Source organism: Sinomonas atrocyanea (assembly GCF_030811715.1).
Classification (GTDB): domain Bacteria; phylum Actinomycetota; class Actinomycetes; order Actinomycetales; family Micrococcaceae; genus Sinomonas; species Sinomonas atrocyanea_A.
On the sequence record NZ_JAUSRH010000009.1, the window covers coordinates 38,522 to 53,032 of the forward strand.

Annotated in this window: 13 protein-coding genes; 9 read left to right on the plus strand and 4 right to left on the minus strand. The window is 71.8% G+C overall.

The genetic code is table 11. The features are described 5' to 3' along the window. Positions 1-128: 128 nt before the first annotated feature. Positions 129-935 (plus strand): IclR family transcriptional regulator, encoded by an 807-nt coding sequence (locus tag J2W21_RS13865; protein WP_307115094.1) that lies wholly within the window; start codon positions 129-131, stop codon positions 933-935. A 103-nt stretch (positions 936-1,038) separates the two neighbouring features. Here the strand turns inward: J2W21_RS13865 and J2W21_RS13870 are convergent, their stop codons facing one another. Next, positions 1,039-1,701, minus strand: coding sequence for a GntR family transcriptional regulator (locus J2W21_RS13870; protein WP_307115095.1), 663 nt, complete (start codon positions 1,699-1,701; stop codon positions 1,039-1,041). Between the two features lie 121 nt (positions 1,702-1,822). Between J2W21_RS13870 and glyA the strand changes: the two genes are divergently transcribed. The 6 genes from glyA to purU are packed head-to-tail and all read left to right on the plus strand — an operon-like array spanning position 1,823 to position 9,194. After that, positions 1,823-3,142, plus strand: a complete 1,320-nt coding sequence (gene glyA, locus J2W21_RS13875; RefSeq protein WP_307115096.1) for a serine hydroxymethyltransferase — start codon at positions 1,823-1,825, stop codon at positions 3,140-3,142. Then, entirely contained in the window at positions 3,142-4,359 is a 1,218-nt protein-coding gene (locus J2W21_RS13880) for a sarcosine oxidase subunit beta family protein (protein ID WP_307115097.1), read from the plus strand. Before glyA ends, J2W21_RS13880 begins: the two co-directional genes overlap by 1 nt. Before the next feature lie 23 nt (positions 4,360-4,382). Then, positions 4,383-4,685 (plus strand): sarcosine oxidase subunit delta, encoded by a 303-nt coding sequence (locus J2W21_RS13885; RefSeq protein ID WP_307115098.1) that lies wholly within the window; start codon positions 4,383-4,385, stop codon positions 4,683-4,685. After that, positions 4,682-7,639, plus strand: coding sequence for an FAD-dependent oxidoreductase (locus J2W21_RS13890; protein WP_307115099.1), 2,958 nt, complete (start codon positions 4,682-4,684; stop codon positions 7,637-7,639). Before J2W21_RS13885 ends, J2W21_RS13890 begins: the two co-directional genes overlap by 4 nt. Further along, entirely contained in the window at positions 7,632-8,309 is a 678-nt protein-coding gene (locus J2W21_RS13895; RefSeq protein ID WP_307115100.1) for a sarcosine oxidase subunit gamma, read from the plus strand. Before J2W21_RS13890 ends, J2W21_RS13895 begins: the two co-directional genes overlap by 8 nt. 3 nt (positions 8,310-8,312) lie before the next feature. After that, entirely contained in the window at positions 8,313-9,194 is an 882-nt protein-coding gene (purU, locus tag J2W21_RS13900) for a formyltetrahydrofolate deformylase (protein WP_307115101.1), read from the plus strand. A gap of 19 nt (positions 9,195-9,213) precedes the next feature. Here the strand turns inward: purU and J2W21_RS13905 are convergent, their stop codons facing one another. From J2W21_RS13905 to J2W21_RS13915, 3 genes are all read right to left on the minus strand, one after another. Beyond that, on the minus strand, positions 9,214-10,149 hold the full coding sequence (locus J2W21_RS13905; protein WP_307115102.1) for a DMT family transporter: 936 nt from the start codon (positions 10,147-10,149) through the stop codon (positions 9,214-9,216). A 33-nt stretch (positions 10,150-10,182) separates the two neighbouring features. Further along, positions 10,183-10,938: a flavodoxin family protein gene (locus J2W21_RS13910; RefSeq protein WP_307115103.1), complete on the minus strand. Its 756-nt coding sequence runs from the start codon at positions 10,936-10,938 to the stop codon at positions 10,183-10,185. Positions 10,939-11,026: 88 nt separating this feature from the next. Then, positions 11,027-12,316, minus strand: coding sequence for an MFS transporter (locus J2W21_RS13915; protein WP_307115104.1), 1,290 nt, complete (start codon positions 12,314-12,316; stop codon positions 11,027-11,029). A 238-nt stretch (positions 12,317-12,554) separates the two neighbouring features. Here J2W21_RS13915 and iolC point away from each other — a divergent pair, with 238 nt between their 5' ends. Both iolC and J2W21_RS13925 read left to right on the plus strand, forming a co-directional pair. Then, entirely contained in the window at positions 12,555-13,544 is a 990-nt protein-coding gene (gene iolC, locus J2W21_RS13920; protein WP_307115105.1) for a 5-dehydro-2-deoxygluconokinase, read from the plus strand. Next, positions 13,541-14,503: a Cgl0159 family (beta/alpha)8-fold protein gene (locus J2W21_RS13925; RefSeq protein ID WP_307115106.1), complete on the plus strand. Its 963-nt coding sequence runs from the start codon at positions 13,541-13,543 to the stop codon at positions 14,501-14,503. The genes iolC and J2W21_RS13925 overlap by 4 nt, the downstream gene beginning before the upstream one ends. The last annotated feature ends 8 nt before the right edge of the window (positions 14,504-14,511 follow it).

Consider the following 14,511-nt stretch of genomic DNA (forward strand, 5'->3'; position numbering starts at 1 on the left):
CTGAATCACATATGATGTTGCTGTGCTCCCAAAGTAGTTGCTCGCTTAGCACCGCACAAGAGGTCAAGCCGAGATGACACAGGACTCTAAGATGAGAGCCACGCACCCGACCGGAAGAGGAGTGGACCGTGGCAGGACGACCGCGCACCAGTGACGACGCACCCCAGGGGGCGGCGGCGTCCCTTCTCAACGGCCTCGGCGTGCTCGAGGCGTTCTCCATCGAGAAGCCCGTGCTCGGGGTGACCGAGATCGCCCAGAAGGTCGGTCTGCACAAGAGCACCGTCTCGCGCATCCTCACCGGGCTTGCCGAGGCCGGCTACGTCCAGCGCGACGAGGCCACCGGCAGGTATCGGCTCGGGCTCGGCCTGCTTGCCCTCTCCGGACCGCTTCTGGCCGACTTGGATGTGCGGCGGGCGGCCCTTCCCTACCTGGAGGACCTCACTGAGCACACGGGGGAGACGAGCGCGCTCGCGGTGTGGAACGGCCAGGAGGCTGTTGTCGTCGAGCAGGTTCCGAGTCCGCACCAGGTCAAGCACACGGCGTCCATCGGTACCCGGTACAACAAGTTCGCCTCGTCGTCAGTGCGGGTGTTCCTCGCCGGTCTCACCGACGGCGCTGCCCGCGAGCTTGTCGGCTCCGGTGCCGTGCTCGTGGGCGCCCCGTACGGCAGTGATGCCGCGGCGGCCGCCGAGCTCGCCGCGGTGGAGAAGGCAGGGGTGGCCATCAATGACGGTGCGACGACGCCCGAGGAGTTCGGTGTCTCGGCGCCCGTGTGGGACTACCGGGGCCGCATGGCCGGATGCGTGACGGCCTCCGCGCCGCGCTCGCGCATCGATCCAGAGGTGGCGGAACGGCTGGTGGCCGCGGTCATCGAGGCGGCGGCTGGGGTCTCGGCCCGCCTGGGGTACGGAGCGAAGCGCGCTGCCGAGGGCTGAGCTGGCCCTGGCGTACCCGGAACGCAGAAACGGCGACGAGATGCGTACCCGGAACGCGGAAACGGCGACGAGATGCGTACCCGAAACGGGGGAGTGGCAGGGGTCAGAGGACCGTTCGGATCGTCGCCTCGAAGCTCGTGACGTGCTCGAGCGCCATGCGCCCGGCGGCCTCGACGTCGCCGGCGGCGATCGCGCGCAGCAGCTCGGCGTGCTCGTGGATGTGCCCGGCCACTGAGGGGACCTTGTCCAGCACCAGGCACCAGATGCGGGTGGCGAGGTTGTCGTAGCGGATGAGCGCGTCCGTGAGGTGCGGGTTGCCGGCCGCGGCGTAGATCAGCCGGTGGACCGTGATGTCGTACCGCATGAGCTCGCGCTGGTCGATCGGCTCGCGCAGCGCCTCGATGGCGTCCGCGGTCTCGCGCAGCCTGGTCCTCATCGCCGGCGAGGCGTCCCGCGCCGCGCGCCTGGCCGCAAGCGGCTCCAGCTGCTCGCGGATCTCCGAGACGTCGGCGAGCTCGGTGATGTCCACGGCGGTCGCGAAGGTTCCGCGCCTGGGATAGGAGACCACGAGGCGGTCCACCTCGAGCCGCTTGAGCGCCTCGCGCACGGGGGTGCGCCCCACGCCGAGCTCCGCGGCGAGCGCCGTGTCGTTGATGGGTGCGCCGGGCTTGATCTCGAGCATGATCAGCCGGTCGCGGAGAGTCAGGTACGCCTGCTCCGCCAGCGACACCGCCGACGCCGCATCCTGAAGTGCTGTGACTGTCACCTTCCGCCTCCTTCCGGGACTGCTTGACTCTGTGTGATCTCAACCATACTATCGATCTCAGAACTAATATATCAGTTGATTATTAGTCAGATATCAACGTCGATGTCAGACCGAAGGAGGCATGATGGAGAACCTTCTCGATCTCCCACTGGCCCAGGCAGACCCCGAGGTGGCCGAGGCCATCGCCGCCGAGCTCCGCCGGCAGCAGGGAACGCTCGAGATGATCGCGAGCGAGAACTTCGCGCCCACGGCCGTCATGGAGGCCCAGGGCTCCGTGCTGACGAACAAGTACGCCGAGGGCTACCCGGGCAAGCGCTACTACGGCGGCTGCGAGCACGTGGACGTCATCGAGCAGCTCGCGATCGACCGGGCCAAGGCCCTGTTCGGCGCCGAGTTCGCCAACGTCCAGCCGCACTCGGGCGCCCAGGCCAACGCCGCCGCGATGCACGCGCTCATCCAGCCCGGTGACACGATCATGGGCCTCGACCTCGCCCACGGCGGCCACCTCACGCACGGGATGAAGATCAACTTCTCCGGCAAGCTCTACAAGGTGGTCCCTTACCAGGTGTCCGAGAAGGACCACCGGATCGACATGGCCGAGGTCGAGCGCCTTGCCGAGGAGCACCGGCCGCAGCTCATGATCGCGGGCTGGTCCGCCTACAGCCGCCAGCTGGACTTCGCCGAGTTCCGCCGCATCGCCGACAAGGTGGGCGCGTTCCTGCTCGTGGACATGAGCCATTTCGCTGGCCTCGTGGCCACCGGCCTGCACCCGAACCCGGTCCCGCACGCGCACGTCACCACGACGACGACGCACAAGACCCTCGGCGGCCCGCGCGGCGGCATCATCCTCACCAACGACCCCGCGCTCGCCAAGAAGGTCAACTCGGCGGTGTTCCCGGGCCAGCAGGGCGGGCCCCTCGAGCACGTGATCGCGGGCAAGGCCGTGGCCTTCAAGTTCGCCGCGACCGAGGAGTTCGCGGACCGGCAGCGCCGCACCCTCGAGGGCGCGCGCATCCTGGCCGACCGGCTCACCCAGCCCGACCTCGCGAAGGCCGGCATCGGCGTCGTCAACGGCGGCACCGACGTGCACCTGGTCCTCGTGGACCTGCGTCACTCCGAGCTGGACGGCCAGCAGGGCGAGGACCGCCTCCACCGGATCGGCATCACGGTCAACCGCAACGCCGTCCCGTTCGACCCGCGCCCGCCGATGGTGTCCTCGGGGCTGCGGATCGGCACCCCGGCGCTCGCGACCCGCGGCTTCGGCGCCGCGGAGTTCACCGAGGTCGCCGACATCATCGCCGCAGCCCTCGCGCCCGAGTTCGACGACGAGCTCGCCGCCTCGCTGCGCTCCCGCGTGGCGGTCCTCGCCGACAAGCACCCCCTCTACCCGAACCTGACCCCGGCCGAGTCCGGGGCCTCCACCGAGAACGGAGCCCAGTGATGGCGGACCTCCTGCCCGAACACCCGGACTTCCTCTGGCGCAACCCGGACCCGAAGCCCTCGTACGACGCCGTGATTGTCGGCGGCGGCGGCCACGGCCTCGCCACCGCGTACTACCTCGCGGCCCACCACGGCATGACCAACATCGCGGTCCTCGAGCGCGGCTGGCTCGCCGGCGGGAACATGGCCCGCAACACCACGATCATCCGCTCGAACTACCTGTGGGACGAGTCCGCGGCGATCTACGAGCACTCCCTCAAGCTGTGGGAGGCCCTGCCCGAGGAGCTCGAGTACGACTTCCTGTTCAGCCAGCGCGGCGTCATGAACCTCGCGCACACGCTCCAGGACGTGCGCGAGTCGGTCCGCCGCGTCGGCGCGAACAAGCTCAACGGCGTGGACGCCGAGTGGCTCGACGCGGACCAGGTCAAGGAGCTCTGCCCGATCATCAACGTCAGCGAGGACATCCGCTACCCGGTCCTCGGCGCGACCTACCAGCCGCGCGCGGGCATCGCCAAGCACGACCACGTCGCCTGGGCCTTCGCCCGCAAGGCGGACGAGCTCGGCGTCGACATCATCCAGAACTGCGAGGTCACCGGCTTCATCAAGGACGGCAACCGCGTGGTGGGCGTGAAGACGAACCGCGGGACCATCAACACCGGCAAGGTCGCGCTCTGCGCCGCGGGCCACTCGAGCGTCCTGGCCAAGCTCGCCGGCTTCGACCTGCCGATCCAGTCCCACCCGCTCCAGGCGCTCGTCTCCGAGCTCCACGAGAAGGTCCACCCCACCGTGGTGATGTCCAATCACGTCCACGTCTACGTCTCCCAGGCGCACAAGGGCGAGCTCGTCATGGGCGCCGGCATCGACTCGTACAACGGGTACGGCCAGCGCGGGGCGTTCCACGTCATCGAGGAGCAGATGGCCGCGGCCGTCGAGCTGTTCCCGATCTTCGCCCGCGCGCACCTGCTGCGCACGTGGGGCGGAATCGTGGACGTCACCCTCGACGCGTCCCCGATCGTGGGCAAGGCCCCGGTCGAGAACATGTACGTCAACTGCGGCTGGGGCACCGGCGGCTTCAAGGGCACCCCCGGCGCCGGCTGGACCATGGCCCACACCATCGCCACCGGCGAGCCGCACGCCCTCAACCTGCCCTTCGCCCTCGAGCGCTTCGAGACCGGCGCCCTCATCGACGAGCACGGCGCCGCAGCCGTCGCCCACTGACGCACCCGAAAGGAGCAACGAGCATGCTGCTCATCACCTGCCCGAACTGCGGGCCGCGGGACGAGACCGAGTTCCACTACGGCGGCCAGGCCCACGTGGCCTACCCCGAGAACCCCGCCGAGCTGACCGACGCCGAGTGGTCGCGGTACCTGTTCTACCGGGAGAACCCGAAGGGCGCCTTCGCCGAGCGCTGGGTGCACACCGCCGGGTGCCGGAAGTGGTTCAACGCGGTCCGCGACACCGTCACCTACGAATTCAAGAGCATCTACACCGGCGCCGCGCCAGCGGCGACCACCGCCGCAGCCACGAATGGAGGCCAGAAGTGAGCCCCGCATCCCAGAGCCACCGTCTCCCCGCCGAGAAGGCGCAGGGCGCGCGGATCGACCGCGAGAAGGCCCTGCGGTTCAGCGTGGACGGGACCGAGTACACGGGCTTCGCCGGCGACACGGTCGCCTCCGCCCTGCTCGCCAACGGCGTCATCGAGACCGCCCCGTCCATGTACCTGGGCCGCCCGCGCGGCATCCTCGCCGCCGGCGTCGAGGAGCCCAACGCCCTGCTCAAGGTCCTCCAGCGCGGCGCCGGCGGCGTCGACGAGTCGATGCTCCCCGCACCGATCGTCGAGCTCACCGACGGCCTGGCCGCCCAGTACCTCGCGGGCCTCGGGCAGCTCGACCCGCGCAAGGACGAGGCCGTCTACGACAAGAAGCACGTCCACACCGACGTCCTCGTGGTCGGCGGCGGCCCCTCCGGCCTCGCCGCGGCCCGCGAGGCGGCCCGGACCGGCGCCCGCGTGATCCTGGTCGACGATCAGCCGGAGCTGGGCGGCTCGCTGCTCTCCGCCCCCGCCGAGACGGTCGACGCCGTCCCCGCGCCGGAGTGGGTCGCGGCGGCTGCCGCCGAGCTCGCCGCCGCGGACGAGGTGACCGTCCTGACCCGCACGAACGCGTTCGGCTCCTACGACTCGAACTACATCGTGGCCCTCGAGTCCCGCACCGACCACCTCGGCACCGACCGGGCCCGCGAGCTGGACGCCCAGGGCGTCTCGCGCCAGCGGCTGTGGCACATCCGCGCCGCCCAGGTCATCCTCGCGACCGGCGCCCACGAGCGCCCGATCGTGTTCGCGGACAACGACCGCCCGGGCATCATGCTCGCCTCGGCGGCCCGCACCTACCTCAACCGCTACGGCGTGCGCCCCGGCTCCTCGGCGGTGGTCTTCACGACCAACGACTCCGCCTACGCCACGGCCCTCGACCTCGCCGCGGCGGGAGTGGCCGTCGGCGCCGTCGTCGACGCCCGCGCCGAGAAGACCGAGGCCGCGCTCGCGGCCGAGGCCGCCGGCGTCCGCGTCATCGCAGGCTCCGCGGTGAGCGGCACCGAGGCGGGTGGCGGCACCCGGCTGGGCGCCGTCGTCGTGCGCGGGCTCACCGCGGACGGTGAGCTGACCGGCGAGGGCGAGCGGATCGAGGCGGACCTCCTGGCCGTCTCGGGCGGCTGGAGCCCCGTGGTGCACCTGTTCAGCCAGCGGCAGGGCAAGCTGCGCTGGGACGAGGACCTCGCGGGCTTCGTGCCTGCCGGCACGGTCGAGGCGCAGCAGGTCGTCGGTTCTGCCCGTGGCTCCTACGCCACGGCCGACGTGGTCTCCGAGGGTGCCCACGCTGGCGCCGTCGCGGCCTTCAACGCCGGCTTCATCACCGAGGCCGGCCAGCACGCCACCGCGGTCTCCTCCCACCCGGCCGTCGCCTCGGCCCCGACCCGCCAGCTCTGGCTCGTGCCGGGCGAGACGGGCAGCCCCGAGGACTGGAACACCCACTTCGTCGACTTCCAGCGCGACCAGACCGTGCACGACGTCCTCCGCGCGACCGGCGCCGGCATGCGCTCGGTCGAGCACATCAAGCGCTACACCTCGATCTCCACCGCCAACGACCAGGGCAAGACCTCGGGCGTGAACGCGATCGGCGTGATCGCGGCGGCGCTGAAGGGCGACGGCGACGCGCCCGGCATCGGCCAGATCGGCACGACGACGTTCCGGGCCCCCTACGCCCCCGTCGCGTTCGCCGCGATGGCGGGCCGCAAGCGCGGGGACCTGTTCGACCCCGAGCGGATCACCTCGATCCACCCGTGGCACGTCGAGCACGGCGCGAAGTTCGAGTTCGTGGGCCAGTGGCTGCGCCCGTGGTACTTCCCGCAGGGCGAGGAGACCATGGACGAGGCCGTGCTGCGCGAGTGCGCCGCGGTGCGCGAGTCCGTGGGCTTCATGGACGCGACCACCCTGGGCAAGATCGAGATCTGGGGCGCCGATTCGGGCGAGTTCCTCAACCGCATCTACACGAACGCGTTCAAGAAGCTCGCCCCCGGGATGGGCCGCTACGGCGTCATGTGCGGCCCCGACGGCATGATCTTCGACGACGGTGTGACCCTCCGCCTCGATCAGGACCGCTACTTCATGACCACCACCACCGGCGGTGCCGCGAAGGTCCTCGACTGGCTCGAGGAGTGGCACCAGACCGAGTGGCCCGAGCTGGACGTGAACTTCACGTCGGTGACCGAGCAGTGGACCACGGTCGCCGTGGTCGGCCCGAAGTCCCGGGCGGTCATCGCCAAGGTGGCCCCGGAGCTCGACGTCGACAACGACGCCTTCGGCTTCATGGCCTGGCGCGACACCGTCCTCGCCTCCGGCATCCCCGCCCGCGTGTGCCGCATCTCGTTCTCCGGCGAGCTCGCCTACGAGATCAACGTCGCCGCCTGGTACGGGCTGCAGGTGTGGGAGGACGTCGCCGAGGCCGGCGCCGAGTTCGACATCACCCCGTACGGCACCGAGACCATGCACGTGCTCCGCGCCGAGAAGGGCTACCCGATCGTCGGCCAGGACACGGACGGCACCGTGACCCCGCAGGACGCCGGCATGGAGTGGATCGTCTCCAAGGCCAAGGACTTCGTCGGCAAGCGCTCCTACTCGCGCCTCGACACGGCGCGCGCGGACCGCAAGCACCTCGTGTCCCTGCTGCCGGTGGACCCGTCCTTCCGCCTCCCGGAGGGGACCCAGGTGGTCGAGCAGGGGATCGCCCTCAATCCCGCCTACGGGCCCGTGCCGATGCAGGGCCACGTCACGTCGAGCTACCACTCGGCGGCGCTGGGGCGCTCCTTCGCCCTGGCCCTCATCAAGAACGGCCGCAACCGCATCGGCGAGACGCTCACCGCCGTCGCCGGCGACCGGCTCGTTGACGTCCTGGTCGGTGAGACCGTCCTCTTTGACCCCGAAGGGAAGCGCCGTGATGGCTGAGACGATTGCTGAAGTGACTGCCCCCGCCAAGACCGCCGGAGCGCCGGCCCTGCGCCGCAGCCCCGCGGCCCGCCTCGCCGGCGCGTTTGCCGCCGCGGCCGTCGCCGGGGACCGGGGCGTGGCCGTCCGTGAGGTCCCGTTCCTGACCCAGCTGGGCCTGCGCGTGGTGCCCGGCTCCGCGGGCGCCGCCGCCCTCGAGTCCGCGCTCGGCACCACCCTGCCCGCTGGGCACGGCGCCACGAGCGCCGGCGCCGGGTACACGGTCCTGTGGATCGGGCCGGACGAGTTCCTCGCGGTGGCCGACGAGACCCCGACCTCCGCGGACGAGGACCGCGGGCCCGCCGAGGCCGCCCGGGTGGGCGCAGCCCTCGGCGGGGCCGGCGCGCGGACCCCGGGCGCCGTCGTCGACCTCTCCGCCAACCGGACCACGTTCGAGCTCACCGGCCCGAGCGCCCGCGCGGTCCTCGAGAAGGGCGTCTCGTTCGACCTGCACCCGCGGCACTTCGCCGCCGGCACGGCCGTCGCGACGGTCCTGGACCACGTGCCCGTCCTCGTGTGGAAGACGGGGGAGGAGGCGTACCGCGTCCTGGCGCGCGCATCCTTCGCCGACCACGTGGGGCGCTGGCTCATCGACGCGATGCGCGAGTACACCGTGCCGGAGGTGCGGTAGCCGATGGCTGGCGTGGCGCGCGAGTACGTCCTGACGCTCGACTGCGCCGAGGGACCCGGGATCGTCTACGCGGTCTCCGGGTTCCTCGCCGAGCGCGGGTGCGACATCGTTGACATCAAGCAGTTCGGGGACCGCCGCGGGGGCCACTTCTTCATGCGGGTGCACTTCGAGGCGCCCGCCGGCAGCGGCACCGACGGCGCGGACGACGACGGCGACCGCCTCCGCGCGGAGTTCGCCCCGGTCGCGGCGCGGTTCGGCATGGAATGGAGGCTGCGCCCGGCGGGCGAGCGGACGCGCGTGCTGCTCATGGTCTCCAAGTTCGGCCACTGCCTCAACGACCTGCTCTTCAGGGCGCGGGTCGGCGAGCTGCCGATCGACATCGTGGCGGTCGTCTCCAACCACGAGGACCACCGCGGGCTCGTCGAATGGCACGGCATCCCCTACCACCACATCCCGGTGACCAAGGAGACCAAGCCCGAGGCCGAGGCCAAGCTCCTGGCGCTCGTGGACGCGTACGCGGTGGAGCTCGTGGTGCTCGCGCGCTACATGCAGGTCCTCTCGGACCAGCTCGCCACCAAGATGGCGGGACGGGTGATCAACATCCACCACTCGTTCCTGCCCTCGTTCAAGGGCGCCAAGCCCTACCACCAGGCGTGGGAGCGCGGGGTCAAGACCGTGGGGGCCACCGCCCACTACGTCAACGCAGAGCTGGACGAGGGGCCGATCATCGCCCAGCAGGTCATCGAGGTGGACCACACCCACGCGCCCGAGGACCTCGTGGCGGTGGGCCGCGACGCCGAGTGCAAGGCCCTCTCCAACGCGGTGCGCTGGCACTGCGAGGGGCGCGTGATCCTCAACGGCAGCCGCACGGTGGTGCTGCGGTAGCCGCGGAACCCGGCGAAGGTCACGTCCCGGAGGCGTCCGTCCTGGCGACGGCGTCCCCCGGGACGTGGCCTTCTGCCGTGCGTCCCCTCCGCAGGCCCAGGTAGCTGCCCGCGAGCACCAGCAGGCCGCCGAAGAAGAGCGCTGGCGTGAGCGGCTCCGCGTCGAGCAGCGAGGAGACGATGACCGCCGGGATGGGGACGAACAGGAACTGGTAGGAGGTCGCCGAGGCGCTCCAGCGCCGCAGCACATACAGGAACGCGGCGAAGAGGATGAGGGTCGAGACGACGAGGAAGCCGAAGGCCGCAAACGTCTCCCCGCGCGCGGGCACGCCCCAGCGCTCGCCGGCCAGGGGCGAGGCGACGGCCAGGGCCGCCGCTCCCACCGCCATCCCCACCGCGTTGAGCGGGGCGCCGGGAACCGGCGGGAAGACCTTGACGACGACGGCCCCTGCACCGATGGACACCGCGGCTGCGGCCATGCCCGCGATGCCCAGGAGCGAGGAGGCGGAGAACGCCGTCGTGCCCGCCCCGCTGACCACCCCGATGCCCGCGACGGCCACGAGGGTGCCTGCGAACCGGCGCCAGCTGAAGGCCTCGACCCCGGCGCCGGCCGCGATCAGCAGCGTGGCCAGGGGCACCGAGGCGAGCACGATCTGGGCGAGGCCCGCGTGGACCTCGCGGAGCGCCTCGTAGATGAAGCCGTAGGCCAGGCCGAAGTTGAGCAGTCCGTACAGGAGGGCCCCGGCCAGGGCCCTGCCGCGCGGCCAGGGCTTCCGGCCCACGGCAGCGACGGCGGCGAAGACGAGGGCCGCGACGGCGAAGCGGACCGCCGCCCCGAACAGCGGGTCGAGCTCGCGGTTGCTGTAGCGGATCGCGACCGCGTTGCCGCCCGTGACGACCACGGCCGCGATGAACACGACCACCGTGCGCACGTCCCGGCCGCCTGCAGCGCTCACCCCCTCAGTGTGCGCCTGCGGCCGCGTCCCCGGCTATCCGCGGTACTCGGGGTTGGGGTGGTCGGGGTTGGAGAGGTCCCAGTTCGCGACCACGTTCCCGTGCGCGGGGATCCCACCGGCGTCCTTGATCCGCCGAGCCGTGTGCAGCATGTTCCACGCGGCGAAGACCGCATTGCGGGTGGTCCAGTGGTTGCGCGCGCCCCGGTTGTCGTCGAGGTAGGACGGCCCGGGCCCAGCCTCGCCGTTCCAGTAGGCGTCCGCCTGGGGCGGGACGGTGAAGCCGATGTGGCTGAGCGCGTACAGCAGCTGCGCGGCGCAGTGCTTCCCGCCGTCCTCGTTGCCGGTGACGATCACGCCGCCGACCTTCCCGTAGTACGCCCACTGGCCTCGCTCGTTGGCCTCGCCCGAGTAGCCGTAGAGCCGCTCGACCACCTTCCGCGTCACCGAGGACTGGTCGCCGAGCCACGTCGGCGTCGCGAGGACCACGATGTCCGCCGGCTGGATGAGCGAGCGGTACAGGTCCGGGAACGCATCGGTCTCCCACCCGTGCTCGCGCATGTCCGGATAGACGCCCGGCGGGATGTCGTGGTCCACCGCCCGGATCTCGTCCACCCGCGCGCCGACGCCCTCGAGGACGTGCCTGCTCACGGCGATGAGGCCGTCGGTGTGGCTCTGCTCGGGGCTGCGCTTGAGCGTGCCGTTGAGGTAGACGGCGCGCAGGTCCGAGAAGTCGGCGGTGCTCGCCGCGATCTCGGCGTCGATGAACGCCTGGACTGATTCCGGCAGCATGGGCCGACTCCTTCCGCGCAGGGTCCCTCCCCAGCCACGATGCTAGGCGCGGGATCCGCGGGAGGGGAGGGGCGGCGTCGTGCGCGGTTCAGGCCCGCCGCGGCGAGGTGCCCCGGGTGCGGATCGCGAGGAAGCCCGAGGCCGCCATCACCACGAGCGCGCCCAGGACGAGCGCGAGCGGCGCCTGCCAGTTGCCCGCCGCCTCGTGGAGGCCGCCCATGATGATGGGCCCGGTCGAGGCGACCGCGTAGCCAACCGACTGGATGAGCGCCGTCATCCGCCGGTTCTCGTCGAGGGAGCGGGCCCGGTTGATGACCACGGTGAACACGACCGTGAACGTCCCGCCCTGGGCGATCCCGCCCAGCACTCCCCACAGGACCCACAGGCCGGGCGCCACGAGGAGCCCGGCGGGGAGCACGACCCAGCAGGCGGCCACGAGGGCGAACAGGCGCATCGGTCCCCACCCGAACAGGTGGGCCAGGGCCGGGACGAGCAGGGGCCCCGCGATGGCGAACACCTGCAGGAGGCTCGCGCCGAGGCCGGCCGCGGACGGGGTCATCCCCTGGGTCTGGACGAGATAGCTGGGCAGCCACAGGGTCATGGCGTAGTAGCCCACGTTGTGCAGGGCGAAGGTGACCGTGAACAGCCACATCATGCGCCGGTTGGCGGGGCTGATGCCGGGCGTCGGGGCGATGGGCAGCGGGCCGGTCTCGGTTCCGGGCTGTGCCTGGGCCGCCTTGAGCTCCGCTCGGCGCCGCACGGCGTCCTTGGCGAGGCGGCCGGGGAAGTCGGAGTCGGACCAGCGGGGGCCGTCCTTGCCCGGGGGGAAGACGAAGAACCAGGCGCCCGCCGCGATCGCCGTGAGGCCGAGCCAGGACACGAGCGAGCCCTGCCAGCCGATCGCCGCGGCGAGGGGAGCGGTGAGCGCGGACGCGAGCGTGGTGCCGACGTTCACGGCCGCGGTCGTGACCCCGGTCATGAGTGCGGCGCGGAGGGGGAAGTCCCGCCCCACGAGCAGCGGTGTGGCCACGTTGACGATCGTCATCGCCACGCCGATCACCACGGTGCCGACCAGCGCCCCGGGTGCGCCGCCGAACGAGCGGATCGCGACGCCCGCCGCCAGGCCGCCGAAGAAGTACAGGACCGCGTGGTTGATGCCGATCCTGCCCATGAGCCAGGCCGCGGCCGGGGTCACGAGCCCGAAGCACAGCACCGGGATCGAGGCGAGGAGACCCACGACGGCGGAGCTGAGGCCCGTGTCGCGCTGGATGTCGCCGAGCACCGGGCCGAGGGCGACGACGGGGGCCCGGGAGTTGAGGGACATGAGGCCGACGGCGATCAGTGCCAGCGCCGCGGTGCGGCTGATCCGGCGGGTCACGGGTGGTCCTTTCGGCAGGGGAGGGAGCCTTCCCACCTTCTCACGGCGTGGTCCTGGCCCCCGCAGTGGCGTCCGGGGCGCACCAACCGGGGAGTTCACCCATCGTCAAGGAGCACGACAATTGTCAGCACAAACTTTTGACAGGACATTTGGCGTGTAGCAGAGTTGGTCCTGTGGCCGATGCCACAGGCAGCGAAGCCGGCCCGCCGTCCGGGCGCAGGAGGAAAGGCACCGCGAAGTGACCTACGACGTTCTCACGATGGGGCGCATCAGCGTCGACATCTATCCCCATGACATCGGCGTCGGCCTGGCGGACGTGACGAGCTTCGGCAAGTACCTGGGCGGCTCGCCGTCGAACGTCGCCGTCGCCGCCGCCCGCCACGGCCGCGCCACCGCCGTCGTGACCCGCACCGGCGACGACCCCTTCGGCGAGTACCTGCACCGCGAGCTGGCCAAGTTCGGCGTGGATGACCGCTTCGTCACCCCGGTGGCCGGCCTGCAGACCCCGGCGACGTTCTGCGCGATCATGCCGGCCACGCACGAGTTCCCGCTCTACTTCTACGGCCGCTTCCCCACGGCCCCGGACCTGCAGATCAGCCCCGAGGAGCTCGACCTCGACGCGATCCGGGAGGCGAGGATCTTCTGGTCCACCGTGACCGGGCTGTGCCAGGAGCCCAGCCGCTCGGCGCACATCGCCGCCCACGAGGCCCGCCCCCGCGCGGCGCTCGCGGAGGGCCAGTCCACGGTCCTCGACCTCGACTACCGCCCGATGTTCTGGGATTCCGAGGACGCCGCCCGCGAGCAGGTCGCCAGGGTCCTGCCGCACGTGACAGTCGCGATCGGCAACGAGGAGGAGTGCGCAGTCGCCGTCGGCCACGGCACCCCGGACGAGCAGGCCGACCGCCTCCTCGCCGCGGGCGTGGAGATCGCCGTGGTCAAGCTCGGCCCGGAGGGCGTCATGGCCAAGACCCGTGACCAGCGAGTGGTCTCCGCCCCCGTGCCCGTCGAGACGCTCAACGGCCTCGGGGCCGGCGACGCGTTCGGTGGGGCGTTCTGCCACGGACTCCTGGCCGGGTGGCCGCTGGCCCAGGTCCTCGACTACGCGAACGCCGCCGGCGCGATCGTCGCCTCGCGCCTCTCGTGCGCCGACGCGATGCCGACGCCGGCCGAGGTCACCTCGCTGCTGGCCGAACGCGGCCGGCTCGTCCCCGAGGCGGTGGCCCAGTGAGCGCCGCGACCGAGACGAACGCCGCGTCACCCCTGCGGGACGCGCACGACGACGACCCCCGCCGCTACGAGCACCTCACCAAGGTCCGGCTCGAGGACCCGCAGGCGATCGCCCGGGCGGCCAGGGCCCGCCGCCGCCACCCCGGCGCGGTGCTCGGGAAGCAGAACTTCATCGTCGCCGCCGACCACCCCGCCCGCGGGGCCCTCGCCGCGCAGGGCCGGCCCGAGGCCATGGCCGACCGGCGCGAGCTGCTGGACCGGCTCCAGATCGCCCTGGCCAACCCGGCGGTCGACGGCGTGCTCGCGAGCCCGGACATCATGGACGACCTCCTGCTCCTGGGCGCGCTCGAGGGCAAGCTCGTCTTCGGCTCGATGAACCGCGGCGGTCTGACGGGGTTCGTCAACGAGCTCGACGACCGCTTCACCGGCCACACCGCCGAGGCCCTCGCCGCGCTCGGCGCGGACGGCGGCAAGATGCTGACCCGGATCGCGCTCGGCGACCCGGCGACGGCCTCGATCCTCGAGAACACCGCGAGGGCGATCGACTCGCTCGCGGCGCACGGCCTGATCGCGATGGTCGAGCCCTTCCTGTCGGGCTGGGTCGACGGCAAGGTCGTCAACGACCTCTCCCCGGAGGCCGTGATCAAGTCGGTCGCCATCGCCGAGGGCCTCGGTTCCACGAGCGCGTATACGTGGATGAAGCTGCCCGTCGTGGCGGACATGGAGCGCGTCATGGCGGCGACGACCATGCCCACGGTGCTCCTGGGCGGTGACCCGGCAGGGCACCAGGACGAGGTGTTCGCCTCGTGGGGCCGCGCGCTCGCTCTGCCCGGCGTTCAGGGCCTGACCGTGGGGCGGACCCTGCTCTACCCGGCGGACGGCGACGTGGCCGGGGCCGTCGCGGCCGCGGCGTCGCTGCTGCACACCGAAGAGATCAAGCCGAAGGAGGCCTCCCAGTGAGCACGACC

Excerpts from the sequence above, each read along its gene's own strand:
- glyA (WP_307115096.1), top strand. The coding sequence starts at position 1,823 with ATGATGGAGAACCTTCTCGATCTCCCACTGGCCCAGGCAGACCCCGAG.
- J2W21_RS13880 (WP_307115097.1), top strand. The coding sequence starts at position 3,142 with ATGGCGGACCTCCTGCCCGAACACCCGGACTTCCTCTGGCGCAACCCG.
- J2W21_RS13885 (WP_307115098.1), top strand. The coding sequence starts at position 4,383 with ATGCTGCTCATCACCTGCCCGAACTGCGGGCCGCGGGACGAGACCGAG.
- J2W21_RS13895 (WP_307115100.1), top strand. The coding sequence starts at position 7,632 with ATGGCTGAGACGATTGCTGAAGTGACTGCCCCCGCCAAGACCGCCGGA.
- purU (WP_307115101.1), top strand. The coding sequence starts at position 8,313 with ATGGCTGGCGTGGCGCGCGAGTACGTCCTGACGCTCGACTGCGCCGAG.
- J2W21_RS13910 (WP_307115103.1), bottom strand. The coding sequence starts at position 10,938 with ATGCTGCCGGAATCAGTCCAGGCGTTCATCGACGCCGAGATCGCGGCG.